Genomic DNA, 25,576 nt, shown 5'->3' with positions numbered 1-25,576 from the left:
TCTCCCAAATTTGCATGCCTCGACACCGCGCTTAAGAATGCGCGAGCTGTCGCTATCGGCTAATTGCAAATGTAAGCGCTGCCCCTCATCCGCCTGCCGGCATCTTCTCCCCGTATGGTGACGGGGAGAAGGATGAAACTGCTGCGCTGCCGGTGCCGCCTCCAGTGCCAGCAACCGGTTGCGTCAGGCCAGCTCGACCGTCCGTCCCAGCGCAATGCTCTGTTCGGCGGCGAGCACGATGCGCAGGCTGTTGACCGCCGCGTCCATCTGCTCGGTCAGATCGAGGTCCTCGCGGATGGCGCGCAGGAAGAAGGCCTGCTCGCGGTCGCACAGCTCCTGGTGGCCGGGCTCGTCCTCCATGCTGACGATCTCGTCGGGCTTGGAAAAGTTCTTGTCGCCGTCGACCTGGGCATAGTGGATCTTCAGCGCATCGGTCTTGGTGTGACGGTCGATATCGGCCGAGTTCGACACTTCGGCGTCCGAGGCAGTGCTGGCGGCCTGGCCGGCGACGATCGACACCGCGCCCTTCGGACCGACCACGTCCTTCACGAAATAGGCCGTCTCGCTCATCATCGGGCCCCAGCCGGCCTCGTACCAGCCGACCGAGCCGTCATCGAAGGTGACGTGCAGATGGCCGTAATTCTGCTTGTCGGCCTCCGCCCACAATTTGGCGCCGATGCCGTGCACGCGCACCGGCTTGGCGCCGGTCAGCTGGCACATGACGTCGACATAGTGCACGCCGCAATCGACGATCGGGATCAGCGAATCGATCAGGTTCTTGTGCCAGTGCCAGGCGCTGCCGCTGCTCTGCTGGTTGAGGTTGAGGCGCATCACCAGCGGCTTGCCCAGCGTCTTGCCGACCTCGATGAACTTGATCCAGGAGGGGTGGACGCGCAGGATGTAGCCGAGCACCAGCTTGCGGTTCTTGGCGCGCGCCGCCGCCACGACCTTCTCGGCGTCCTCGATGTTGGTGGCGAGCGGCTTTTCCATGAACACATGGCAATTGGCCGCGATCGCCTTCAGCGCATATTCGGCATGGGTGTTCGGCCAGCTGTTGATCGAGACGGCGTCCGGCTTCGTCTCCTTCAGCGCCAGGTCGAAATCCTCGTAGAGCGGATAGCCGGCTAATTCGGCCGGTATCTTGGTGTTGCTCTTGATTGAGCGGCTCATGATGCCGACGATCTGAAAACCCTCGGAGCGGTGATAGGCGCTGGCATGCGACGCACCCATATTGCCGAGACCCACCACCAGCACTTTTACTCTGTCGGCCAAGTCAGCCTCCCGGTTCTTGATTGAATCGCACACGGCGATCGATCGCCGTTCGCATGTCCATTGGGACAATCACCTCAGGTCAGCGCCGCCGCTCGTTGCCCGGCCCCTTCCTCTCCCCCGTCGATCGAGGGAGAGGAAACGAGCCAAGACAGGGCAAGGAACGGCATGACCTCTTTTTTGCACCCTATTTAACCGCCGAATCGAACAGATGCGCCTTGATCTTCTCGACATCGAGCGCGGCAAAGCCTTCCGACAATTTGACGCCGTCGGCATCGGCCTTGACCTTGGCCTTGTCGAAATCGTTGGCGGCCGGGATGAGGTCGTTGGTGCAGACATCCTCGGCCTTCACCGGATTGGTGATCTGGCCGATCTTGTGGATCTCGTCGAAGAAGCCCTGCCAGCTCGCCATGTCGTGCGAGCCCCAGCCGCCGCGCTTGTCCATGTCGCCGCGGAAGACGTTGATCTGCTGCAGGATCGAGGTGGTGCCGAGCTCCGGTCCGAGATTCTTGGCCAGCGTCGGGAACTGCTCGAACACCGCTTCGACCGCCGCGCGCGGATTCTGGTAGCCGAATTCGAGGCCCATCGCCCAGCCGCGCAGGTACTTTTCCAGGAACGCCTTCTTGTCGGGGTCCTCGAGGTCGGCGCTGCGCACGACAAAGGTGTTGGCCGGCAGCTTGGAGTTCTTCACGCCGAGCCAGTATTCGAAGTCGAGGCCCTTGGCGATCCATTCGGCGCGCAGCCCTTCCCACGACAGGGCTGCATCGCCCTGGCCGCCGGCCAGCGCGGTACCCCAGGTCGGCCAGCCGGCCTCGACATACTTTACTTTCTTGATGTCGACGCCTTGCGCGGCGAGCAGCGGATCGGTGATCGACTGCCAGGCGGCGGAGCCGAGCAGGATGGTCTTGCCTTCGAGCTTCTTCAGATCGTTCGATCCCTCGCCCTTGCGAAAGGCGATGCTGAACGTATCGCGCGCGCCCATGTGGAACACCGATTTCAGCTTCATGCCGTTCTGGATGGCGAAGGAGAACACGCCGGGCGAGGGGAAGCCCATATCGGCCTGGCCGACATCGACGAATTTCACCGTCGCCGTGCCATCCGAGGGCCCCGGCTGCATGTCGGTGTCGAGCCCGTCGAAATAGCCGGCTTTCTTGGCTGCCCAGTAGGGATAGTCGTCGAGCACTTCGAGCGTGCCGCGCGGCGAGATCCAGGTGAACTTGCCATACGCCTCGGCCCTTGCCTTGAAACCGGTGGCGCCGAGTGCGGTTGCCGTCACCAGGCCGGCGCCGGTGACCTGCAGGAAATAGCGGCGGCTGATGCCTGGCTGGTTCATCGAATTGTCTTTGGTCATGGCATTCCCCTTTTTGTTTGACGTCGGTCTGCCGCCCGCCTCCCGGGCGTCTTGCTTCAAATCCTTGTCTTCAAGCCTCCCAGCTCGCCCATTTCTTGCCGATGAGGAAGAACAGCACGTAGATCAGGATGCCGAGCGTCGACAGGATCAGCACCACGGCGAAGAACTGCGGCATCTGGATCATCGACGAATAGGTGGTCAGCCGGTTGCCGAGTCCGAAGCCGCCGCCGACCATCTCGGCGCCGACGGCGGTAAGCAGGCCGAAAATGGCGCCGATCATCAGCCCGACCAGGATCATCGGCAGCGCCATCGGCGCGCGGATCTTCCAGAAGATCTGCAAGGTGCTGGCGCCGTAGGAGCGGGCGAGCGCGATCTTGGCGCTGTCGACGCGGCGAAAGCCGGTGGCGGCGTTGATCATCACCATCGGCCCGGCGGCCAGCGCCACCGCGATGATGCGCGGCGTGTAGCCGAAGCCGAAGCGCAGGATGAGCAGCGGCACCAGCGCCAGCATCGGCGTGGTGACCAGCAGCAATATGTAGGGAGCGACGATCTTTTCGGCGAAGGGGAACTGGGTGATGACGGCGGCCAGCACCAGCCCGACGACGGCGCCGATGGCAAAGCCGGAGACCAGCTCGACCAGCGTGTAGCCGAGATGCGGCGCGATCAGCGGGAACTCGTCGAACAGCGCATAGGCGATCGAGCTCGGCGGCGGCATGATGTAGAGCGGCACATGGAACAGCCGCAGCGCGAGTTCGATGCCGCCGATGATGACCACGGCAACGGCGATGATGGCCGCCACCTCCTTGCCCGACTTGATGCCGGGGCCGCTGGCGAAGGCCGACAGATTGGTCAGGCTGACCTCCTGGCCATCGCCTGATTTGGATTTGGAGAATTCCGGGATGGCGTCGCTCACGGCCTGATCCTCACGATCTCGGCGCTGGCGCGCTCCTGTTCCGGCGCCTTCGGCCTGGCGCGCTCGCCGACAATGTCCATCTTGATCCGGTTGGTGAGGTCGAAGACTTCCTTGGTCGCCATGATCTCCAGCGAGCGCGGCCGAGCGAACGGCACGCGATACTCCTTGGCGACCTTGCCCGGCCGGGCGCTCAGCACCACCACGCGGTCCGACAGAAAGATCGCTTCCTCGATGCTGTGGGTGATGAAGACGATGGTGGTCTTGGTGTCGAGCCAGATTTCCTCGACCAGCCGGTTCATCTCTTCGCGGGTGAAACTGTCGAGTGCGCCGAACGGCTCGTCCATCAACAGCACCGAGGGCTTCAGCGCCAGCGCCCGCACGATCGCCGCGCGCTGCTGCATGCCGCCCGAAAGCTCGCGCGGGAACTTGCCGCCGAAACCGTCGAGGCCGACGCGGTTGAGCAGATGCGCGATCCAGGCGCGGTCCGGCTTTTCGCCCTTGATCTCGAAGGGAAAGCGGATGTTGGCATCGAGATTGCGCCAGGGCAGGAGGTTGGCTTCCTGGAAGACGATGCCGATATCGGGATGCGGGCCGGTGATCTTGACGCCGTCGAGCCGGATCTCGCCGCTGGTCAGGCCGTGCAGGCCCGACATCGACCACAAGAGCGTGGTCTTGCCGCAGCCGGACGGGCCGACGATCGAGACGATTTCATTGGCCCTGACATCGAGGCTGCAGCGGTCCAGCGCCAGGAGGTCGCCTGACGCCGTGTGATAGATCTTGGTCGCTGCCTGCACGCCAAGCTTCGGCGTTGTTGTCTCGCCCGCGTTCATCCGCCCCTCGGAGATTGCGTGATGATCCAGTAGGTCATCGCCTGCTAAAATCAGTCTGTAACTATCCTACTTTGCTGTCAAGCGCTCGCGGTGGTAACCGTATCATGAAAATTCCAGACTTCGCTTAATACACTGTTTCTGCTTAATTTTCCCAGCCTTGAAATACGTGTTGCTTTCCTACATACTCTGAAAAGGAAATGCGAGCCTATCGCCAGGCACGCAAAGGTTGCAGCGCGGCCGGGCGCATGGAACGACGATGTGCAAACATGGTAAGAGGTCAGGTCGAAAAGACAGGGAAGGCCGACTTCATGACCGAAGCTGACAGCCAGCAAGAGCCCGTTGCAAGCCACGAGCCGGAGGGACGCGACATCAGGCGCATCCCCGACATCATCTCGCTGGTCAAGGATTCCTACGCAGAGTTGAGCCCGGCGGAGCGCCGCGTCGCCGATGTCGTGCTCGACAATGTCAAATACGCCGTCGACGCCTCCAATGCGGCGATTGCCGAACGCGCCGGGGTCAGCGAACCGACCGTGACCCGCTTCTGCCGCGCCATCGGCTGCGAGGGCGTGCGCGATTTCAAGCTGAAGCTGGCGCAGAGCCTCGTCGTCGGCGCGCTCTATCTGGCCAAGCCGCCGGCCATCAGCAACGACAATGGCATGCCGTTCTGGAACGCCGTCTTCGGCGAGGCGCGCCGGGCGCTGCAGGAGGCTGAACGCCAGCTTGACCCAGGGGAGTTGCAGAAGGCGGCGGAACTCATCGCCAAGGCTCGCCAGGTCACCGTTTTCGGCCTCGGCGGCAGTTCCTCGGCGCTGGCGCAGGAGACGCAATACCGGCTGTTTCGCTACGGCATCACCGTCAGCGCCCAGTGCGATCCCTATCTGATGCGCATGACCGCCTCGACGCTGAAGCCGGGCGACCTGGTGATCGCCATTTCGGCGACCGGACGCACGCGCGAGGTGATCGAGGCCGTCGAACTCGCCAAGCACTACCGCGCCAACGCCATCGCCGTGACCGCGCCCGACACCGATCTCGCCCGCGCCTGCGATGTCCGGCTGACGGTGGCGGTGCCTGAATATCCCGACACGCTGAAGCCGACAGCTTCGCGCTTCGCCTTCCTGGCGGCGATCGACCTCTTGGCCGTGGCCTCCGCCTACAAGCTCGACGGCTCGGCGCGCGAGACGGTCCGCCGCATCAAATACAACGCCCAGATCCACCGCACCGGCAAGGAGATGGAGCCGCTCGGGGACTAAGGCACAGCTTTTTTCCTTCTCCCCTTGTGGGAGAAGGTGGATCGGCGCGCAGCGCCGAGACGGTTGAGGGGTGGGTGACGGAGTGCCGTCCTTGCCAAGCTGGAACACCCCTCGTCCGACCTCGCTTCGCGAGGCCACCTTCTCCCACAAGGGGAGAAGGAAAGCCGTCAACCTGAGAGGGAAAAGAATGCTCGAAATGGCACCGACGAAACAGGCAGCCGCATGGCTGGAATCCCTGGCGCAGGCGCTCGCGGCCGGTGATGCGACCGCGGCAAGCAATTTGTTCGTCGACGACTGCTACTGGCGCGATCTTCTGAGCTTCACCTGGAACGTCACGACCATGGAAGGCCGCGAGGCCATCGTCGACATGCTCGAGGCAACGTTGGCGACGACCAAGCCCACCGCATGGCAGCTGGCCGGCGAGGCGACCTCGGACGAGGGCACCATCGAAGCCTGGTTCACCTTCGAGACCGCGGTGGCGTCAGGGCAAGGCATTGTGCGCCTGCGCGACGGCCGCTGCCGCACCTTGTTCACGGCGATGACCGACCTCAAGGGGTTCGAGGAGCGCAAGGGTTTGGCGCGGCCGCTCGGCGTGCGTCACAAGGCCGACCCCGAACGCGAGACCTGGTCGGAGGCGCGGGCGCGCGAGACGCGCGAGCTCGGCGCCACCGAGCAGCCCTATTGCCTGGTCATCGGCGGCGGGCAGGGCGGCATCATGCTGGGTGCACGGCTGCGGCAGCTCGGCGTGCCGACCATCGTCATCGAGAAGAATGCACGCCCGGGTGATTCCTGGCGCAACCGCTACCGCACGCTCGTGCTGCACGATCCGGTCTGGTACGACCATCTGCCCTACATTCCGTTCCCGGAAAACTGGCCGGTCTTCACGCCCAAGGACAAGATGGGCGACTGGCTGGAAATGTACACGCGCGTCATGGAGCTCAACTACTGGGTCGCCACAAAGTGCCTCAGCGCCTCCTATGACGAGGCGCGGAAGGAGTGGACCGTGGTGGTCGACCGTGTCGGCCGGCGGATCACGCTGAAGCCGAAACATGTCGTCTTCGCCACCGGCGCCTACGGCCCGCCGCGAAAGATCGACCTGGCCGGCGCGAGCGAATTCAAGGGCGAATTGCTGCATTCCAGCCAGTATGCCAGCGGCGACAAATTCCGCGGCAAGAAGGTCGCCGTCATCGGCGCGGCCAGCTCCGGCCATGACGTCTGCGTCGATCTCTGGGAAAGCGGCGCCGACGTCACCATGATCCAGCGCTCGCCGACCACCGTGGTCAAGTCGGACACGCTGATGGAGGTCGGCTTCGAGATCTTCTCGGAGAGCGCGCTGGCGCGCGGCATCACCACCGAAAAGGCCGACATGATCGTCGCCTCGACCCCCTTCGCGCTGGTGCCCAAGGGCCAGCGCGCGCTCTACGAGGTGATCAAGGCGCGCGACGCCGCCTTCTACGACCGCTTGCGCGCCTCCGGCTTCGCCATCGATTTCGGCGACGACGAGACCGGCCTCTTGATGAAGGCCTATCGCACCGGCTCCGGCTACTACATCGATGTCGGCGCCTCGGACCTGATCATCGACGGCAAGATCGGCATCCGCAGCGGCGTCGCCATCAAGGCGCTGACGCCGACAGGCATCCTGTTCGAGGATGGCAGCGAGCTCGAGGCCGACGCCATCATCGCCTGCACCGGCTACCAGTCGATGAACGAGAATGTCGCCGCACTCGTCTCGCGCGAAGTCGCCGACAAGGTCGGCCCCTGCTGGGGCCTCGGTTCCGGTGTCAAGGGCGACCCCGGACCCTGGCAAGGCGAGCTACGGAATATGTGGAAGCCGACGGCGCAGGAAGCGCTGTGGTTCCACGGCGGCAATCTGGCGCTGTCGCGGTTTTACTCGAAATACGTGGCGCTGCAGATCAAGGCGCGCATGGAAGGGATTGCCACGCCGGTTTACGGCAAGCCGAGCAACGCCGGGTAAGGTCGACCCCCACGACGGGGAGATCGGCTAATCATGCCGGTGCCCGAAATGCCGCGCCGCCACCTCGACATGCGTATGAGCAGCATGCGCCTCGAAACGCTCGGTCTCGCTGACATCGTTCACCGCCTCGTTCGGCCACCATGTACCGCCGATGACGATGCCTTCCGACACCAGCCGCTGGTCGGCGACCAGCGCGGCCCCGACCGCGTCGACGAAGGTGAACCGGCCCGATCGCTGGCGAAGCACGGCGACATCGCCGACGGTGCCGACGGCCAGCGTGCCGAGATCCGGCCTGGCGATCGCCCGCGCCGGCGCTTGCGTCGCCGCGCGCAGCACCTCGACCAGCGGCATGCCGAGCGCCATCAGCTTCGACATGCAGACCAGAATGTCGAAGGCCGGCCCGTCGACGCAGTAGAGATGCACGTCGCTCGAGATGACATCCGGCGCCAGCCCCTCGGCCAGCATGGCGCGCGCCACGTCGAAATCGAACGAACCCATGCCATGGCCGAGATCGAAGATGACGCCGCGCTCGCGCGCCAGCCGCATGTCGGGCCGCACCGCGCCGGAGGCGAAGACCGGCGCGTTGGGGAACGGCCGGAAGCAATGGGTGAGGATATCGCCGCGGCGCAGGCGCGGCAGCACTTCCGAGCGGCCGGGCGGCGGCTCGTCAATATGCGCCATCAGCGGCAGTCCGGCTCTGTCGGCCGCCTCCAGCGCCAGATCGACCGGCGCGATGCCGCTGGTGCCGCCGGCATGCTTGCCGGAGCGGACTTTCACGCCGACGACGACATCGGCGTGCTCGCGCGCCGCGGCGACCACCTCGCGCGGCTCGCAGAGCCGCAGATCGCTGCACTCGCCGACCGACACCGACTGCGAGAAGCCGAAGATGCCGGCAAAGGAAATGTTGACATACGCCAGGATGCGCGCCCTGGAGCGCTCCATGACATGGCGGCGGAAGCCGAGGAAATTGCCGGCGCCCGCGCTGCCGGCATCGATGAAGGTGGTGGTGCCGCTTTTGGCGGCGAGCCGGTCGGCATCGACGCCGAGCGAGGTGCCGCCCCAATAGACGTGGCTGTGCAGGTCGACCAGCCCGGGCGCGACGATGCAGCCCGTCACGTCGACGACCTGCGCGGCGCGATCCGCCGGGATATCGGCATCGACCGCCGCGACCCGCCCATTGGCGATGGCGACATCGCGCAGCGCATCGATGCCGGACGCCGGATCGATCAGCCGTCCGCCCTTCAGCAGGAGGTCGAATTGCATGAGGGGAACCTCCGGTTCTTTGCTTTGTCGTCTCAAACTGGTCGATAGGCGATCGCTTCGACCTCGATCTTGATATCGATCATCAGCCGCGATTCGACCGTGGTGCGGGCCGGCGGGTTCTTCGGGAAGTGCCTGGCGTAGACCGCGTTGAAGGCGCCGAAATCGCGCGCGTCTTCCAGCCAGACGGTGGTCTTCACCACATCGTCCAGTGTGCAGCCGGCCAAGGCCAGCGCCGCCTTCACATTGGCGAGCACCTGCTCGGTCTGTTCGGTGATACCGCCCTTGACCACGATGCCGTCGCTGCCGACCGGAACCTGGCCCGAGACATAGACGAAGTCGCCGGCCCGCACGGCGGGCGACAGCGGCACATGGGATGTTCCAAAAGTCTGCTTGGGCAAGGGATCGCCTCCTCTGATGACGCGGCAGGGCACCAGGGCGGCGCCCCCTTCCGCGCAGATTTACCGCGATCGCGGCGGTCCCGATAGGGCCCTTGTTGGAAAGCAACATTCTTCGAAATCCGTGTTGCTTTATTACAGAAGCGCTTGCATCGTGCGCACCGGCCGGGCGGCCTGCGCGCCGCGACGGACACATGCCTGTGCGAGAACGGAGAAACCGAGAATGACCTTCGACAAGAACCCGTTTCCTTCAGGCGATGCCGACCGCCATGCGCTGTGGGAGATGCTGGTGCGGCGCGACATCGACGCCTTCATCGGCCAGGACTGGACCATGGTCGAGCACGATTTCATCGCAGAAAGCTTCTTCGGCATGCATGCGCATTTCCTCGCCAATGCCGATGCCTGGCGGCTGCAGTTCCCGCGGCTGGATATCTATCGCGACGAGTGGCTGCGCCAGGCCAAGGAGACGGCGGCGACCAAATTCGCCGAGCCGTTGCGCGAGGCGCTGTTTCGCGTCACCAATCTGCGCGACATCGATGTCGACGGCGACCGTGCCGTGCTGCACAAGAAGTTCGACGGCTCCGTCGCCAAGGCGGATGGCAGCGTCGACCGGCTGAAATGGCAGACCCTGTATTTCTGCCGGAAGGTCGAAGGCAGCTGGAAGATCGCCGGCTTCGTCGGCTACATGCCGTATCCGCTGGGGGCCTGAGAACGCCGTAGCGGGGCGGGTAAAAGGCTGTGGTAACAGGGTACCCTCGTTCGTTCGGCTTATCATAGGCGTTCGGGATTAGCCGGGCCTTCCGACTTCGTCATCCACGGGCGAAGCAGCCGCGTAGCGGCGTCGCGAAGACCCGAGGATGACGAAGCAATGGAAGCCTCCGCTAATCCCCCAGCCGTTATCGCCCGACCAGCACCGCGGCGCGGTAGGCCGGATTGCCGTACCAGGCCATCCGGCCGAGTTCCGCCGCCCTAACCGGGAGATCGACGACGTCCATCTTCTGTTCGAGCCGGTCTGGCTCTATCCAGGGATCGTTGAGGAAATAGACGCCGTCGCCATGGTCATGGACGAGCACCCAGTGCGGGCAGGTGTGGCCCATCATCGGCGCCTGGTCGATCAGCACCAGCGCCGACAGGCCGCGATCGAGCGCCTGGCCGATGTCTTCGACGGCAAAGGCGCGCCTCTCGATCGGTAATGACGCGGCTTCGGCCTCGCGCTTGAAACCTTCCTGCACGAAGCTCATCAGCCCGCGCCTTTCCTCCGAGCTGGCCCGGTCGAGGAAAATCGGTTCGGCGCTGCTCATGAATATTTCGGCCCGAAGGCCGCGCCGGCGCGCCGCCAGCGCCAGGCCGTAGGGGTCGCAGCCGCCCGGACCGCTCGGGCCGATGATGGTGGTGGCCTCGCGCCAGAGTTCGACCTCCAGCGCCCGGTCCGGCCGCAAGGCCGGATCGATCCCGGCCATCGCCATGGCCAGCGCCGACGGCCCGCAGGTAAAACCCGCCGTCTGCGGCCAGGATGGCGGAACCTGCCGGCGGTTCGGTTCGCTGCCGGTCCAGCGTTGCAGGAACCCGTCGCGGCGCTGCCACTGGCCGCCGATGCGCTGCGCCGTATCTTCGTCGGCGCGCAGGCAGAGCACGTCTTGCGCAAGCGCCTCCTTCTCCAGCGCCTCCAGCAGGCGCAGGCCGTCACCCGCGATGAAATTCGGAGCAGACCAGAACAAGGCGATGCGCAGCATCGCTGCCGCCGGCCGGCGCTGCCCGACCACGATTGCCTCCGGGCGGCCCTCGCTGTAGCACGCCACGCCGGTGACCCCGGCGATCTCCCGCAGCGCCGCCAGCCGATCACCGGCCTCGGCCGGCACCGCCGCGATCAGGTCGGCCCAGACGGCCACGTGTTCGGCCGTGAAGACCGTCACACTGGCCCCTTCGCCTTCAGCCGATACCACAGGCTCCTCGAAGTGCTGCATGACCCGCAAATTAGCCGGACAATGGCCGATCAGTACAGGGTGAAGAAGGCCGGGAACAGCAGGCCCGTCTGCCGCAAGTACTCGATCAGTTCGATGGCCGGGAAGATGGCGAGGAAATAGAGCCCGTCAAAGAAGGTGCGCTTGAGTGCGCGGGTCGAGAATTGCAGCTGGTCGTCGTCGCGGTAGAGCAGCGGGTTCGGCCAGAAGCGCGGCGTCGTCTTGATATAGGCGGAATAGGCCGGGCCGAACTTGCCCAGCAGATATTCGGCTTCCTTGCGCGCCGTGACGCGGAAGATGAGGAAGCTGGCGACGCCAAGCACGGCCGCCGCCACCAGCGAGCCGTAGAGCAGACCGATGCCGACCGCGCCCACCGTCGAGAAGAAATAGAGCGGGTTCTGGCTCATCGAGAACGGCCCCGTCGAAACCAGCTCCTCGTTCTTCTTGCCGCCGACATAGAGGATGCTCCACAGCCGGCCGGCAACGCAGGCGAGCACCAGGCAGAAGCCCAGGAATTCGAGCGTTTCGTGACCGTTCGAGCCTTCGCTGAGCGCCGGCTTGGTGAGAAACAGCAGCAGAACCGCCAGCACCGCCGCCACCCGAACGAAGATCAGCCGCTTTCGCTGCACGAAGGCCTGTGAAACAGGCTTGAGGGACGCGTAGGTCATTCGTGTCTTCCTGGGGCACGGATTACGGGTTCGGCCACTGGGGCGCGCCATTGATGGCGGATACAAGGCCGCCGCTTTCTATCAGCGCAGCACGCGGCGTTCGTAAAGGCCTTTTGCGCCAATCACGGCCATCCTTACGAATTTGTATGCCACGGGACAGGCTGGAGTGAAGTCGCTTCCTTATCGTTCAGATGCCGGTCCGCCAATTAGGGCTCGGCTGCAATTGCCGCGGCCCGGATCACCGGCATCAGATAGGGAATTTTTCCATGAAGAGATACGCACTTGCCGTCGCAGGTGGCGCGCTCGCCATCGCCGCCTCGATGTCCTCCGTTTTCGCAGGCCCCGCGCCTTGCGAGGAGACGCTGAAGACCCTTCGCGCAGCGGAGGCCACGGCCACGCTCAGCGCAGCCGACAAAGCCAAGGTCTCGGAGCTGGAGACCAAGGGCATCGAACGCTGCAATGCCGACGACGACAAGCGCGCCGACGACTTCTTCGCCCAGGCCATGAAGGTCATGGGCAAGTAGATCCGGCAACCATAAGGACGGCCGCCATGCTCTCTCCCAACAAAACCACTGGACCGAACCGTAACAGGGTTCCGGAGGTCACGCTCGACTTCTGGCTGATCAAGCTGATGGCGGTCACCATGGGCGAGACGGCGGCCGATTATCTCGCCGTCAATCTCGGGCTCGGGCTGACCGTCACCTCGCTGATCATGACCGGGGTGCTGATCGTCGCCCTTGGCCTGCAGTTCGCGCAGAAGCGCTACGTGCCCTGGGCCTACTGGCTGGCGGTGGTGCTGATCAGCGTCGTCGGCACGCTGATCACCGACAACCTCGTCGATACTTTCGGCGTGCGTCTGCAGACGACGACGATTGCCTTTTCGGTGGCGCTCGTGGCTACCTTCGCGGTCTGGTACGCGAGCGAAAGAACACTGTCGATCCACACCATCTTCACGACGAGGCGCGAGATCTTCTACTGGCTGGCGATCCTGTTCACCTTCTCGCTCGGCACCGCCGCCGGCGATCTCGTCGCCGAGAGTTTCGACATGGGTTATCTCACGTCGGGCCTCATGTTCGGCGGCGTCATCGCGCTGATCGCGCTGGCCTATTATCTCATTCACCTCGACGCCATCCTCGCTTTCTGGCTGGCCTATATCCTGACGCGCCCGCTCGGCGCCTCCTTCGGCGATCTTCTGTCGCAGCCGGCCGAATATGGCGGCCTCGGCTTCGGCACCACCTTCACCAGCCTGATCTTCCTGGGCTGCATCGCGGCACTTGTTCTCTACATGACGCTGAAGAGAACGGCCGACGATGCCGACGAGATCCTGCTGGAGCAGGATTAAGGACTGTGAGGATGCGCTAGCGCTGACAATTGGCAGAGAACCCCACCACTTCGTCATCCACGGGCGGAGCAAGGAGCGCAGCGACGCAGCGCAGACCCGAGGATTCATGCCGCGACTTCAAAGCGACGCAGCGGTGCAGAATTCAGCTCCATTGCACTCTATGACCAAGGTCACGGAATGGATCCCAGGGTCTTCGCGACGGAGTTTCGCTCCTGCTTCGCCCTAGGATGACGAACGTGGGGAAGGCCTCGGCCAATCTCGAAGGTTTATGGCGAAAGCCCCCGCCAAAGCCATCCTGCCATCCTAGGAACGGGGCCGTGCCGGTGATAGCCTGTGCCCGATATCGGCGATCAACCGGAACAGCGATGCGACTTCTTCTTGTCGAGGACGACCACAAGACGGCGGACTATATCGTCAGGGGACTGACCGAGGCCGGCCATGTCTGCGACCTCCTGCGCAACGGCCATGACGCGCTCTTCGCCGCCACCAGCGGCAGCTATGACGTGATCGTCGCCGACCGAATGATCCCCGGTCTGGACGGCCTGTCGATGATCAAGGCGGTGCGCGCGGCCGGCGTGCGCACGCCGGCGATCTTCCTCACCTCCATCGGCGGCATCGACGACCGCGTCGAGGGCCTGGAGGCCGGCGGCGACGACTATCTGGTCAAGCCCTTCGCCTTTTCCGAGCTGCTTGCCCGCATCAATGCGCTCGGACGCAGGCCGGCGGCGCAGGAGCAAAAGACGATGCTGCGGGTCGCCGACCTCGAAATGGACCTCATCATGCGGCGCGTCACGCGCCAGGGCCAGCCGATCGACCTGCAGCCGCGCGAATTCAGCCTGCTGGAGGTGCTGATGCGCGGCGAGGGCCGCGTGATCACCCGCACCATGCTTCTGGAGCGCGTCTGGGACTTTCATTTCGATCCCAAGACCAGTGTTGTCGAGACCCATATCAGCCGGCTGCGGGCCAAGGTCGACAAGCCGTTCGAGGCCCAGCTCATCCACACCATCCGCAACACCGGCTACAGCCTGCACGCGCCGCTTGCGCCATGACCGGAAGCTGGTCTCGCCTGCTGCGCAGCACGCCGTTCCGGCTCGCCCTCACTTTCGCCTTCCTGTTCATGCTGGCCTTCATCCTGTCGGGTGCCATCGTCTACCAGATGATGAGCGCCGATCTGGCCGGGCAACTCGACGATACCATCAAGGAAACCTACGCCGTCATCGCCGCGAGCTATGCCGACAATGATCCCAAGGAACTGGTCGAGACCGTCGAGAGCCACGCCACGCGCAGCCCGAAGAAGGAGCAGCTGTTTTCGCTGACCGACGCGGCCGGCAACCGGCTGGCCGGCAACTTCACCGCCGCGGGGCTTCCCGACGGCTTTTCGATGTTCGGCGCCGAAATGCCCGGCCTGCCCCAAGGTACCGAGTACCGCGCCTATTCGGGCGCGGTCGGCAGCAACACCCTGACGGTCGCCATCAGCCTGTCCGAGACGGAGGAACTCGAGACGATCATGCTGATGAGCTTCGGCTGGGCGACCCTGATCATCACCGGGCTGGCGGTCGCCGGCGGCGCCCTGCTTGCCTCGCGTGTCCAGCTCCGTCTCGACGGCATCGCCGCCACCATGGTCGATGTCTCGCATGGCCGGCTCGATGCCCGCATTCCGCTGACCGGCACGGGCGACGACATCGACGTCGTCTCCAGCCAGGTCAACGCGGCGCTCGATCGCCTGTCGGGCCTGGTGGACGGCATGAAGCAGGTCAGCGCCAACATCGCGCACGACCTGAAAACGCCGCTCAACCGGCTGCAGATGATCCTCGACAGCGCGTCGGAAAAGAACCTGTCGGGCCAGAAAGTCGGCAGTGAACTGGCCGAGGCGCATGCCGAGAGCCTGCAGATCAACGAGACGTTCGACGCGCTGCTGCGCATTGCGCAGATCGAGGCCGGCGCGCGCAAGGCGCGGTTCACCGATGTCGACCTCGGCGAGATCCTGCAAACCATCGCCGAGATCTACACCGACGTGGCCGAGGATGACGGCAAGTCGCTGTCGTCGGTCGAGCTGTATCAGACCGCCGGCCGCATCCACGGCGACCCGGAACTGCTGACGCAGATGTTCGCCAATTTGGTCGAGAACGCGCTGCGCCATTGCCCGCCCGGCACGACGATCAAGCTGTCGGTGGCGCGCGACGGCGATCATGTCCTTGCCGGCGTCGCCGACAATGGACCCGGCATCCCCGCCGACGAACGCGAAAAGGTCTTCCAGCGGCTCTACCGGCTGGACCACAGCCGCTCGACGCCGGGCAGCGGCCTCGGGCTGAGCCTCGTCAGGGCCATCGCCGATCTGCACGGCGCCACCATCGCCCTCGAGGATTGCCGGCCCGGCCTTGCCGTAATGGTGAGTTTTTCTCTGGTCGCCGCTTCCTAGTCTACTGCCGGCGCCAGGTTATGGCGGAATTGGTGATGTAGTTCCACGCGGAGCCGACGACGGCGCCGGCAAGGCCGGCGACCCACCAGCGTGAGTGGCCGCTATAGAGAAGCGTCGACACGCCGACACCTGCCACGACGCCAAAGCTGCACAGCGCCGCGAACATGAGCAAGCCGGTCAGGAACCGCCAGCCCCGCCGGCGCTGGTCGCGATAGGTGAAGGCGTTGTTCAGCGTGTAGTTGAAGGCCATCGCCGTGAACATGGCGGCTGTCTGGGCGACGGCAAACGACAGCCCGTGCGGCAGCAATGCATGCAGAACCGCGAGATGGACGACGACACCGGCGGATCCGACCAGGCCGAAGGCAAGGAAGCGCGTCGAGATCAGGTCTCCCGACATTTTCGCGACCAGCAGGCCGGCATATTCAAGCGCGACAAGGGAATCGAGCTTGCTCTCTCCGTGCAGGCGCGGGCCGAACACGTAGGGGATTTCCTTGATCCTGATGGCGCTTGGCGAAGACGCGACAATGTCGAGCAGGACCTTGAAGCCTTGCCGCGACAGCCGGGGCGCCACCGCGTCGACGATTTCCCTGCGCAGCATGAAGAACCCGCTCATCGGATCATTGATCGGTGTTTTCAGAAGCAGGCGCGCAAGGTGCGTCGCCAGCCGGCTGGCGCCGGACCGCAGCCTGGTGAACCCGCCGCTGGCGCTGCCGTCGCCCTGGTAGCGGCTGGCAATCACCAGTTCGGCCTCGCCGCCTTGCAGGATCGCCAACATGGCGGGCAGGCATTTTTCGTCGTGCTGCAGGTCACCGTCCATGACGGCCACGATCGGCGCCGAGCTCGACAGGATGCCCTCGAGGCAGGCGCCGGCAAGACCGCGCCTGGCAATGCGCCTGATGCCGCGAACACGGTGATCGCCGGCGGCGATGTCGCGGACCGCCCGGATCGTGCCATCCTTCGAGTCGTCATCGACAAACACCACTTCCCAGTCGATGCGTGCCAGCGAATGCCGCAGCCGGGCCACCAGCAGGCCGATATTGGCGCGCTCGTTCAGGGTCGGAACCACGATCGTCAATTCCGGGCCGCCATGCCGGGCCGCGACGGGGAATACGCTGTCGGTCGCCAATGCAAGGGCGCCGTGCTGGGGGGCCGCCTGGTTCATGGCTGTCCCCGAGGCGGCTGGACATTGGCTTCCGGGAGCGGCGGCGCCGGGCGCGTCACGGGCAGGATCAGCATGTCGAAGACCGGAAAGCCGGAAAGCCGTTGCGTCATGTGCCGGGCGTCGCCGTCGACGACGAACAGGCCGCCGACACTGTCGCGATAGGCTTTCTCCTGAGCGGCCTCGTCGTCGCGGAAATTCATGGCGCCGATGAAAAAGCCCTTGGTTTGGCCGGCGAGGCGCCTGTCGTCCATGAACTGGAAGTGGCGCGGATCTCCGGGAAGCACCACGATCGGAATGTCCGGACCAAGTTCGTAGGCCAGCTTGGCGGCTTGCATCCAGTTGGTGGCAACGACATATCCGTTGGCGCGCCTGATCTCGTCGGCAACCTTGCTGTCCGACAGCGCGGACCAATCGACGAGCTGCCAGTTGACGTCGAACTTCGACGCCCTTTGGAAGAAGGGCCTGGTCAATGCCGCGGTCGTCGCCTGCACCGCGAACCCGGTGGCCAGAAGCGGAACCACGACGGCGGCGACGACGATGGACACCACGAGCAGTCTTGGCCTGCGCAACGAGAATACGGCGCACCATTGACCGACGAGCGGAAAGGCAAACAGGAAGCCGCTCATCGACCAGTGCGGCAGCGAGTGCGCGCTGACCAGGGCGATCAGGTCGAAGAACACGACAGGCAGCGCCGAGAGCAGCACGAAGAGGCGATCGGCCGCCGTGCCGCTCCAGGCGCCTCGCCACAGGCACGCCATGGCGACCGCCCAGATCGGCGGCCAGACATACAGCGCCTGGCCGAGCAACGTGACGGCGAGGTTGCCGGGATGCAGCAGATGGCCGTCATTGGCGGTGCCCCGCCCGGACTGGAATGCCAGGGAAATCCAGCCATGATCCATGTTCCAGATTACGACCGGCAGCAGGCCAAGTGCCGCGATGGCTCCGGCCACCCATGGCCCTGCGGTTGCAAGCTGGGCGCGGCCGGGTTTCGTCAGCAGCAGGACCAGCAGCGCCGAGATGCAGAACAGGCCGGCCTGATATTTCGACGCCAGCGCCAACCCGAGCGCCACGCCGGCCGCGCACCAGCGCAGCAACGCAAAACGTGAGTCTGCGCCCAGGAGCATCGGCGCGGCCAGGCACGCGGCGGCAAGCAAGAAGAAATCAAGCGGCCCGTCGGGAACGACGAAATGGCCGGCGGAGATGAGAAAGAACGGGGCGACCGTATACCAGGCCACCGCCCAGAAAGCGGCGATGGCGCCGTAGGCATACCGGGTCAGTGCAAACAGCAACAGCGCCGACAGCGAGCCGAGCACGACATAGGGGAGCCTCACCACAAGCCGGCATTCGCAGCCGGAGACATCTGCCATGAACCGGGCAAGCGCGAAGCCGATCGGAGGATGATCGAAATAGGAAAGCGAATGGCTGCGCGACACCACGACCGCGTAGGCCTCGTCGATCGACAACGGAATGACCGATGCAAGCGCGATCCTGAAGGCCAGGAACACGGCGACGAGAAGTGCCATCTGGGAAGCCGGGTGGAACGGAAAAGCGCGCGCCGCGCTGGAAGCGGGCCACGTGGCTACGCCGGCGCCTTGCCAGGTCTCCTCGATCTGCATCTGGTGTCCTACCAGAACCAGAACATGTGGGACTCCGGCGCCGGGCCATTTCCCGCCATGACGGCGGTCAGGCAGGCGGCAGCCAGCAGGATGATGCCGATCGTGATCCAGATCCGCTGGCCAGCCTGGGCGGGAATATTGCGCGGTACGGTCAAAGCCACCTCTCGGAACACGACAGGCTTTCGGCTCGGGATGATCTTAGCCGCAGCGGTCCAGGCGTCACACTGCCTCACCAGCCATACGGCCGCTTTGCCGGGTTCTTACAAATCAGTAAGAGGTTGAAATTGTTCACGGGCGATCCGGCGGCACAGCCGGAGCCGGCCTTCACCGATCGATGCGTGTCGACAAAATGATCGACGACGAGGTCCGCTCGACCCCGTCCATGGCGCCGATCTGGTCGAGCAGCGCGTCGAGGTCGCGGATCGATGGCGCGTCGATGATGACGATCATGTCGAAATTGCCGCTGACCGAATGCAGCGTCCTGACCGGCGGTAGCGCCTGCAGCGCGCGCACCACCTTGTCGGCGAGCTTGGGCGTCACGGTGAGCAGCACATGCGCCTTGACCAGGCCCTGCTCATAGTCCGGCGAAAGCTTGACGCCGTAGCCTGATATGATGCCGCGCTGCTCCAGCCGCTCAATCCGGCTCTGCACCGTCGTGCGCGACACGCCGAGCCGCCGCGCCAGTTCGGCCGTCGAGGCGCGGGCGTTGGAGCGCAGCAGGGAAAGCAGCGCCTGTTCGGCTTCACTGAGCATTTCGACGATCTCCTTCGGCGGATCGATGAAAGATAGGGTTCACTCTGCCAGATTTCACACTTCCTTTCGACAGGCATGCTGCGATGATTCCGCCAATTCGCGAGCAATTCCAGGAAGTGTGAAGCGGTTTCCGTCCGGACTGCGTAAAGCAAATCGAAATTGGCAGGGGTATTTGACCATGAACAACATCGTTATCGTCGGCGCCGGCAAGATCGGCTCGACCATCGCCGGAATGCTCGCCGCGACCGGCGACTACCGCGTCACCCTCGTCGACCGCTCGACGGCGCAGCTTGCCGCGGCCGAAGTGCCCGCCGGCGTCGAGGCGCTCGAACTCGACATCGCCGCAGCCGGGGCGCTGGAAGCAGCGCTCGCCGGCAAGTTCGCCGTGCTGAGCGCCGCCCCCTTCCATCTCACCACGCGCATCGCCGAAGCGGCGGCCAGTGCCGGCGTGCACTATCTCGACCTCACCGAGGACGTCGTCTCGACCCGCCGCGTCAAGGAACTGGCGCGTTCGGGCAAGAGCGCCTTCATCCCGCAATGCGGGCTGGCGCCGGGCTTCATCTCGATCGTCGCCAATGATCTGGCCAGCCGCTTCGACACGCTGGAAAGCGTGCGCATGCGCGTCGGCGCGCTGCCGCAGTACCCGTCCAATGCACTGAACTACAATCTGACCTGGAGCACCGACGGCGTCATCAACGAATATTGCGAGCCCTGCGAGGCGATCGTCGAGGGCGAGCTGATCGAGGTGCCGCCGTTGGAGGAGCGCGAGGAATTCTCGCTCGACGGCGTCACCTATGAGGCGTTCAACACTTCGGGCGGGCTCGGCACCTTGGCCGAGACGCTGAAGGGCAAGGTGCGCACGCTGAACTACCGCACCATCCGCTATCCCGGCCACGCCGCCATCATGAAGGCGCTGCTCAACGACCTTGGCCTGCGCCACCGCCGCGACGTGCTGAAGGACATTTTTGAAAGCGCGCTGCCGGCGACGCTGCAGGACGTGGTCATCGTCTTCGTCACCGTCTCCGGCCGCCGCAACGGCCGCCTGCTGCAGGAAACCTACGCCAACAAGATCTACTCGCAGCGCGTTGGCAACCAGGTACGCAGCGCCATCCAGATCACCACGGCGTCAGGCATCTGCGCCGTTCTCGACATGCTGGCCGACGGCAGCCTGCCGGCGACCGGCTTCGTCAAGCAGGAAGACATCGCGCTGGATGCCTTTCTGGCCAATCGTTTCGGGCGGGCCTATGCGCAACATGAGATGGTGAGCCGGCTCGCGAGCTGAGGAGCCGCTCCTCTTCCTTCTCCCCTTGTGGGAGAAGGTGGATCGGCGCGTAGCGCCGAGACGGATGAGCGACTATCTGAGGTGTCAAGTTGCATTTGCGAATTCGTTACGCGCGTCGCGTGCTTTTGCATTGAGAATGACGAGCAGCTTGCGGGCGAGCGCAATGCGGATGACCATTTTCTCCTTTCCGGCAGTCTGCAACCGTTGCTTGAAAGCTGCCAGATGCGGATCATATTTGGCAACGATGCTGGCAACGAGAAAGAGGACGCCGCGCGGCCCTGCCCGACCGCCGCGCACTGGTCTTCGACCGCTGCGCTTGCCACTGTCATTGGCGATCGGCGCCAGGCCGGCCAACTTGGCGATGGCCTTGTTGGAGAGGATGCCGATCTCCGGCAACTGCGCCATCAGCCGCGCCACGGTGCGAGAGGCAACACCCTTGAGCGAGCGGAAGGCTCGGTCGAGGCATGCCCACAGCGGATCGTCATCGATGAGCGTGGCGATCTCACCTTCGAGCCTGCGGCTCTGGCGCGCAAGCAGCGCGATCACTTCATCGAGGCTGGCGATAGTTTCGGCGTCGGCGGTGCTCTTGCGCTGCTTTTGAATGGTGAGATCTCCTCCCACCTGGGAAAGCCGCGCAACCAGCGCCTTGAGCCGCTGCTGGGCCGCGCTCGGCGGCGGCGTCGGCTTGAGCCGCTTGACGGCACCATAACGGGCAATCACGGCGGCATCGATTCTGTCGGTCTTCTCCAGGAAACCCATTGCCTCGGCGAAGTAGCGAACGCTCCTCGCGTTGGCCATGCCGCAGGGTTGGCCCATCTCCCACAAGAGCAGGAAGGCCAGCCGTTCGTAGCCGCCACTGGCCTCCATGATGACGAGTTCGACATCATGGTTCTGACACCAGGCGGCCAGATCGGCGATGCCTGCCGCATCGTTGGCGAAGCGGTTTGCCGCTCCCATCGGCTCGATATGAGCGTCGAGCCAGTCTTTCGAAATATCTATTCCACAGAGGGTCGTGTTCACGGTAACCTGCCTTGTGCGTGCGATTGGAGCCAAGCGACTATTCGGTCGTGCGTGACGAAGACGAAGATCCCAGGCTCATCCACGGTTGTAGCCGCAGGGGTGTCGGGCGACTTCGCCAAGCCTCGAATCGGATGGCCGTCCGGTTCGAGGCTCAGTCGCTTCCATCGCACAAAGTCTCCTCCGTGCAGATACAAGGGGTGCTCCAGGGGACTCCAACGCCTCGCTCCGCTGGAACACCCCTCCTGCGTCGCCTTCGGCGACACCGCCCCGGGCGAGCCACTTGTCTCGCCCCGTCCTTCGGACCCCACAAGGGGAGAAGGAAGAACCGCTCCCTCTAAATATGCAGCGCGTGCCCCAGCGCCTTCAGCGCCGCTTCCTGGAACCCCTCGCCTTGCGTCGGATGCGCGTGGACGGTCCCGGCGATATCCTCCAGCCGCGCCCCCATCTCCAGCGCCAGGCCGAACGCCGCAGCCAGTTCCGACACGCCCTGCCCGACCGCCTGGATACCGAGCACCAGATGGTTGTCGGCCCGCGCCACGACGCGGACGAAACCATCCTCGCCGAGCTTCGTCATCGCCCGTCCATTGGCGGCAAACGGGAACAACCCGATCTTGATCTCGCCCTGAGCCTTGGCCTCCTCCGGCGACAGCCCAACCGTCACCAGCTCCGGATCGGTGAAGCAGACGGCGGGGATTGCACGCTTGTCCCAGTTGCGCTTGTGACCGGCGACGATCTCGGCGACCATTTCGCCTTGCGCCATCGCCCGATGCGCCAGCATCGGCTCGCCGGTGACATCGCCGATGGCGAAGATGCCGCGCATCGAGCTGCGGCACTGGTCGTCGATCCTGATGAACTTGCCTGTCCTATCGAGGTCGATCTGGTCCAGGCCCCAGCCTTCGGTCACCGGCTTGCGCCCAACCGTCACCAGGATCTTGTCGGCGGAAACCTTGGCATTCTTGCCGTCCGCCGTCTCGACCAGCAGCGCGTCGCCCTTGCCCGCCTGTCCCTGGGTCGACAGCCCCTTGGCCTTGGCCCCGGTCATGACTTCGATGCCAAGCGCCGCAAGCCGCTTCACGACAGGCCGCGTCAGCTCGGCGTCATATTGCGCAAGCACGCGCGGCAAGGCTTCGACCACGGTCACTTCGGCGCCCATCTTGGCGAAGGCCATGCCGAGCTCCAGCCCGATATAGCCGCCACCGACCACCGCAAGCTTCTTGGGCACCGCACTCAAAGCCAGCGCTTCCGTGGACGATATCACTGGCCCGCCAAAGGGAAGGAACGGCAGTTCCACCGGCGCCGAGCCGGTGGCGATAACGATCGTCTCGGCCCGGATCACCTGGCTTCCCGTCTCGGTCTCGACCTCGACGGTCTTGCCGTCGCGGAACGTCGCCCAGCCATGCACGGTCTTGACGCCGGCCTTCTTTAGCAGGCCGGCGACGCCGCTGTTGAGCCGGCTGACAATGCCATCCTTCCAGGCGACGGTTTTGCCAAGGTCGAGCACGGGCGCCGATACCGCGATGCCGAGCGGGCTCTTGCCGCCGGCCATGTGGGCGACCTTCTCGAACTCCTCCGCCGCATGGATCAGCGCCTTGGACGGAATGCAGCCGACATTGAGGCAGGTGCCGCCGGGCTTACCGGCCTCGACGATGACCGTGTCGACGCCGAGCTGGCCGGCACGGATGGCGCAGACATAACCGCCCGGACCGGCGCCGATGACCAGCAGCTTGCAGGAGATTTCTTTCATGACGACTGCATCCCCTCAATCCACAAAGATCAGCGCCGGCGTTTCCAGCAGCGCCTTGATGCGCTGCACGAACACCGCCGCGACCCAGCCGTCGATCACCCGGTGGTCGAAGCTGGACGACAGGTTCATCATCTTGCGCGGGATGAACTGCGTGCCGTCCCACACCGGCCGCACCATCATCTTGTTGACGCCGATGATCGCCACTTCCGGGTGGTTGATGACCGGCGTCGTCGCAATGCCGCCCATGGCGCCGAGCGAGGTGATGGTGATGGTCGAGCCGGACAGCTCGTCACGCGTCGCCGTGCCTGACTTGGCCGCCTCGGCCAGCCTGTTGACCTCGGCGCCGCAATCCCAGATGTCGCGCGCCTCGGCGTGTTTGACGACAGGCACCACCAGCCCGGACGGCGTCTGCGCGGCGATGCCGATATGGATGCCGCCATGCTGGTGGATGATGCCGGCCTCGTCGTCGAACAGCGAATTGAGCTGGGGCTGGTCGGCGATCGCCTTGACCATCGCCCGCATTAGGAACGGCAGCAATGTCAGCTTCGGCCTGTCCGCCCGCTTCTCCTTGTTGAGCGCGGCGCGCAAGTCCTCGAGTGCCGTGACGTCGATCTCCTCGACATAGGTGATGTGCGGGATGCGCGATTTGGACAGCGTCATCTTCTCGGCGATCTTGCGCCGCAAGCCCACCACCTTGATGTCCTCGACGGCATCGTTGCGCGCCAGGCCCGATGCCTTGGCGACCTGCGGCCCGCGCGCCAGGAACGCCTCGATGTCCTCATGGCCGATGCGCCCAGCCGGGCCGCTTCCCGTGACTTGCCTGAGATCGATGCCAGCCTCCTTCGCGCGCAGCCGCACGGCGGGCGACGCCAACGGCTTTTCACCCTCCGGGCGCGGCCCGCCGGGGACGGACCTCTGCTCGGAGCTTTTCGCAACGGCCGGAGCGGGTTTCGCCTCCAGGGCGCCAGCCTTTGGCGGGGTCTTCGCGACCGGCGCGGCGGTCTCCGGCTTCGGCGTCGGCAGCTTGGCCGGCGGCTCGGCGGCCACCGCCTCGGCCTTGGCATCGCCCTGCGGCTTTACATTGCCCTCGCCCGCCACTTTCAGCCGCACGATGGGCGAGCCGATCGCCACCGTGTCGCCGATCTCGGCGCCCAGCCACAGGATCTCGCCATCGACGGGGGAAGGGATCTCGACCGTCGCCTTGTCGGTCATGACGGCGGCAAGCACGGTGTCCTCGCGCACCATGTCGCCGACCTTGACGTGCCATTCGACGAGCTCGGCCTCGGCAACGCCTTCGCCGACGTCGGGAAGCTTGATGATGTGTTCGCCCATGTCAGGCCTCCCCCACTCTAGGCTTCCAATGTTTCGATCAGCGCGCGGCCGACCCGGGCGGGACCGGGGAAATAATCCCATTCCTGCGCGTGCGGATAGGGCGTGTCCCAGCCGGCGACCCGCGCCACCGGCGCCTCCAGATGGTAGAAGCAGTTTTCCTGCACCAGCGCCGACAGCTCGGCGCCGAAGCCGGAGGTCAGCGTCGCCTCATGCACGATGACGCAGCGCCCGGTCTTCTTGACCGAGGCGACGATGGCATCGAGGTCGAGCGGCAAAAGCGTTCTCAGATCGATGATCTCGGCGTCGATGCCGGTCTCCCCGGCCGCGGCCTGCGCGACATAGACCATGGTGCCGTAGGCGAGCACGGTGACATCAGAGCCGGCCCGGCGGATCGCCGCCTTGCCGAGCGGCACGGTGTAGTGACCGTCGGCGACCTCGCCGAGCTCATGCTTCGACCAGGGCGTCACCGGCCGGTCGTGATGGCCGTCGAAGGGGCCGTTGTAGAGCCGCTTCGGCTCGAGGAAAATCACCGGATCGGGATCCTCGATCGCCGCGATCAGCAGCCCCTTGGCGTCATGCGGGTTGGACGGCACGACAGTCTTCAGCCCGGACACATGGGTGAACAAGGCTTCCGGGGACTGGCTGTGCGTCTGGCCGCCAAAAATGCCGCCGCCGGTCGGCATGCGAACCACGATCGGGCAGGTGAAGTCGCCGTTTGAACGGTAGCGCAGCCGTGCCGCTTCCTGGGTTAGCTGGTCGTAGGCCGGATACATGTAGTCGGCAAACTGAATTTCCACGCAGGGCTTCAGCCCGTAGGCGGCCATGCCGATGGCCGAGCCGACAATGCCGGATTCGTTGATCGGCGCGTCGAAGCAGCGGCTCTTGCCGTATTTGGCCTGCAGGCCCTGCGTGCAGCGGAAGACGCCGCCGAAGAAGCCGACATCCTCGCCGAACACGACGACCTTGTCGTCGCGCCCCATCGACACATCCATGGCGTCGCGAATGGCCTCGATCATGGTCCGTCTCGGCAT

At 64.9% G+C, this 25,576-nt stretch carries 24 protein-coding genes; 8 read left to right on the top strand and 16 right to left on the bottom strand.

Annotated elements, in window-relative coordinates; genetic code table 11:
• Nucleotides 1–183: 183 nt before the first annotated feature.
• From JG747_RS04485 to JG747_RS04470, 4 genes are all read right to left on the bottom strand, one after another.
• A complete protein-coding gene (locus JG747_RS04485) occupies nucleotides 184–1,272 on the bottom strand; it encodes a Gfo/Idh/MocA family protein (RefSeq protein ID WP_019862142.1) in 1,089 nt (362 codons plus the stop codon).
• 184 nt (nucleotides 1,273–1,456) lie between these two features.
• Nucleotides 1,457–2,620, bottom strand: coding sequence for an ABC transporter substrate-binding protein (locus JG747_RS04480; RefSeq protein ID WP_064981551.1), 1,164 nt, complete (start codon nucleotides 2,618–2,620; stop codon nucleotides 1,457–1,459).
• 70 nt (nucleotides 2,621–2,690) lie between these two features.
• A complete protein-coding gene (locus JG747_RS04475; RefSeq protein ID WP_038650727.1) occupies nucleotides 2,691–3,533 on the bottom strand; it encodes an ABC transporter permease in 843 nt (280 codons plus the stop codon).
• Nucleotides 3,530–4,363, bottom strand: a complete 834-nt coding sequence (locus JG747_RS04470) for an ABC transporter ATP-binding protein (protein ID WP_202361248.1) — start codon at nucleotides 4,361–4,363, stop codon at nucleotides 3,530–3,532. The genes JG747_RS04475 and JG747_RS04470 overlap by 4 nt, the downstream gene beginning before the upstream one ends.
• Before the next feature lie 308 nt (nucleotides 4,364–4,671).
• Between JG747_RS04470 and JG747_RS04465 the strand changes: the two genes are divergently transcribed.
• Both JG747_RS04465 and JG747_RS04460 read left to right on the top strand, forming a co-directional pair.
• Complete coding sequence (locus tag JG747_RS04465; protein ID WP_019862147.1) at nucleotides 4,672–5,613, top strand: MurR/RpiR family transcriptional regulator; 942 nt, start codon at nucleotides 4,672–4,674, stop codon at nucleotides 5,611–5,613.
• 187 nt (nucleotides 5,614–5,800) lie between these two features.
• Nucleotides 5,801–7,588, top strand: a complete 1,788-nt coding sequence (locus JG747_RS04460; protein ID WP_202361247.1) for a flavin-containing monooxygenase — start codon at nucleotides 5,801–5,803, stop codon at nucleotides 7,586–7,588.
• A gap of 27 nt (nucleotides 7,589–7,615) precedes the next feature.
• On the opposite strand, the gene JG747_RS04455 is transcribed toward JG747_RS04460, so the two are convergent.
• Complete coding sequence (locus JG747_RS04455) at nucleotides 7,616–8,851, bottom strand: amidohydrolase/deacetylase family metallohydrolase (protein ID WP_038650736.1); 1,236 nt, start codon at nucleotides 8,849–8,851, stop codon at nucleotides 7,616–7,618.
• A gap of 32 nt (nucleotides 8,852–8,883) precedes the next feature.
• The gene (locus tag JG747_RS04450; protein ID WP_202361246.1) at nucleotides 8,884–9,249 is read right to left on the bottom strand and encodes a RidA family protein; all 366 of its coding nucleotides are present in this window, start codon (nucleotides 9,247–9,249) and stop codon (nucleotides 8,884–8,886) included.
• A gap of 220 nt (nucleotides 9,250–9,469) precedes the next feature.
• Between JG747_RS04450 and JG747_RS04445 the strand changes: the two genes are divergently transcribed.
• Nucleotides 9,470–9,955 carry a hypothetical protein gene (locus JG747_RS04445; RefSeq protein ID WP_019862151.1) on the top strand — a complete coding sequence of 162 codons (486 nt, stop codon included), beginning with the start codon at nucleotides 9,470–9,472 and terminating at the stop codon, nucleotides 9,953–9,955.
• A gap of 187 nt (nucleotides 9,956–10,142) precedes the next feature.
• Here the strand turns inward: JG747_RS04445 and JG747_RS04440 are convergent, their stop codons facing one another.
• The gene (locus tag JG747_RS04440; RefSeq protein ID WP_244748330.1) at nucleotides 10,143–11,159 is read right to left on the bottom strand and encodes a peptidase C39 family protein; all 1,017 of its coding nucleotides are present in this window, start codon (nucleotides 11,157–11,159) and stop codon (nucleotides 10,143–10,145) included.
• A gap of 80 nt (nucleotides 11,160–11,239) precedes the next feature.
• Nucleotides 11,240–11,875, bottom strand: a complete 636-nt coding sequence (locus tag JG747_RS04435; protein ID WP_019862154.1) for a methyltransferase family protein — start codon at nucleotides 11,873–11,875, stop codon at nucleotides 11,240–11,242.
• A gap of 266 nt (nucleotides 11,876–12,141) precedes the next feature.
• Here JG747_RS04435 and JG747_RS04430 point away from each other — a divergent pair, with 266 nt between their 5' ends.
• The 4 genes from JG747_RS04430 to JG747_RS04415 all read left to right on the top strand — a co-directional run bounded on the left by JG747_RS04430 (nucleotide 12,142) and on the right by JG747_RS04415 (nucleotide 15,636).
• Nucleotides 12,142–12,399, top strand: coding sequence for a hypothetical protein (locus JG747_RS04430; protein ID WP_027047561.1), 258 nt, complete (start codon nucleotides 12,142–12,144; stop codon nucleotides 12,397–12,399).
• 26 nt (nucleotides 12,400–12,425) lie between these two features.
• Nucleotides 12,426–13,217, top strand: coding sequence for a COG4705 family protein (locus JG747_RS04425; RefSeq protein ID WP_038650742.1), 792 nt, complete (start codon nucleotides 12,426–12,428; stop codon nucleotides 13,215–13,217).
• Between the two features lie 365 nt (nucleotides 13,218–13,582).
• Nucleotides 13,583–14,266, top strand: a complete 684-nt coding sequence (locus tag JG747_RS04420; protein ID WP_019862157.1) for a winged helix-turn-helix domain-containing protein — start codon at nucleotides 13,583–13,585, stop codon at nucleotides 14,264–14,266.
• Nucleotides 14,263–15,636 carry a HAMP domain-containing sensor histidine kinase gene (locus JG747_RS04415; protein ID WP_202361244.1) on the top strand — a complete coding sequence of 458 codons (1,374 nt, stop codon included), beginning with the start codon at nucleotides 14,263–14,265 and terminating at the stop codon, nucleotides 15,634–15,636. The genes JG747_RS04420 and JG747_RS04415 overlap by 4 nt, the downstream gene beginning before the upstream one ends.
• Before the next feature lies 1 nt (nucleotide 15,637).
• Here JG747_RS04415 and JG747_RS04410 read toward each other — a convergent pair whose 3' ends face one another.
• From JG747_RS04410 to JG747_RS04395, 4 genes are all read right to left on the bottom strand, one after another.
• Complete coding sequence (locus tag JG747_RS04410; protein ID WP_202361243.1) at nucleotides 15,638–16,798, bottom strand: glycosyltransferase family 2 protein; 1,161 nt, start codon at nucleotides 16,796–16,798, stop codon at nucleotides 15,638–15,640.
• Nucleotides 16,795–18,414, bottom strand: coding sequence for an ArnT family glycosyltransferase (locus JG747_RS04405; protein WP_202361242.1), 1,620 nt, complete (start codon nucleotides 18,412–18,414; stop codon nucleotides 16,795–16,797). The genes JG747_RS04410 and JG747_RS04405 overlap by 4 nt, the downstream gene beginning before the upstream one ends.
• 8 nt (nucleotides 18,415–18,422) lie before the next feature.
• Entirely contained in the window at nucleotides 18,423–18,569 is a 147-nt protein-coding gene (locus JG747_RS04400; protein WP_202361241.1) for a hypothetical protein, read from the bottom strand.
• Between the two features lie 169 nt (nucleotides 18,570–18,738).
• The gene (locus JG747_RS04395) at nucleotides 18,739–19,167 is read right to left on the bottom strand and encodes an Lrp/AsnC family transcriptional regulator (protein ID WP_202361240.1); all 429 of its coding nucleotides are present in this window, start codon (nucleotides 19,165–19,167) and stop codon (nucleotides 18,739–18,741) included.
• A gap of 178 nt (nucleotides 19,168–19,345) precedes the next feature.
• Between JG747_RS04395 and JG747_RS04390 the strand changes: the two genes are divergently transcribed.
• The gene (locus tag JG747_RS04390) at nucleotides 19,346–20,449 is read left to right on the top strand and encodes a saccharopine dehydrogenase family protein (RefSeq protein ID WP_202361239.1); all 1,104 of its coding nucleotides are present in this window, start codon (nucleotides 19,346–19,348) and stop codon (nucleotides 20,447–20,449) included.
• 84 nt (nucleotides 20,450–20,533) lie between these two features.
• Here the strand turns inward: JG747_RS04390 and JG747_RS04385 are convergent, their stop codons facing one another.
• From JG747_RS04385 to JG747_RS04370, 4 genes are all read right to left on the bottom strand, one after another.
• Complete coding sequence (locus tag JG747_RS04385; protein WP_010910050.1) at nucleotides 20,534–21,469, bottom strand: IS110 family transposase; 936 nt, start codon at nucleotides 21,467–21,469, stop codon at nucleotides 20,534–20,536.
• 334 nt (nucleotides 21,470–21,803) lie between these two features.
• Nucleotides 21,804–23,213 carry a dihydrolipoyl dehydrogenase gene (lpdA, locus tag JG747_RS04380; RefSeq protein ID WP_202361238.1) on the bottom strand — a complete coding sequence of 470 codons (1,410 nt, stop codon included), beginning with the start codon at nucleotides 23,211–23,213 and terminating at the stop codon, nucleotides 21,804–21,806.
• Nucleotides 23,214–23,228: 15 nt separating this feature from the next.
• Nucleotides 23,229–24,545, bottom strand: a complete 1,317-nt coding sequence (locus JG747_RS04375; protein WP_069090572.1) for a dihydrolipoamide acetyltransferase family protein — start codon at nucleotides 24,543–24,545, stop codon at nucleotides 23,229–23,231.
• Nucleotides 24,546–24,562: 17 nt separating this feature from the next.
• Nucleotides 24,563–25,576, bottom strand: a complete 1,014-nt coding sequence (locus JG747_RS04370; protein WP_202361237.1) for an alpha-ketoacid dehydrogenase subunit beta — start codon at nucleotides 25,574–25,576, stop codon at nucleotides 24,563–24,565.

It is taken from the genome of Mesorhizobium sp. 131-3-5 (genome assembly GCF_016756575.1).
Classification (GTDB): domain Bacteria; phylum Pseudomonadota; class Alphaproteobacteria; order Rhizobiales; family Rhizobiaceae; genus Mesorhizobium; species Mesorhizobium jarvisii.
Note: the sequence above shows the minus strand (reverse complement) of the source record. Positions and strands in the feature narration are given on the sequence as shown.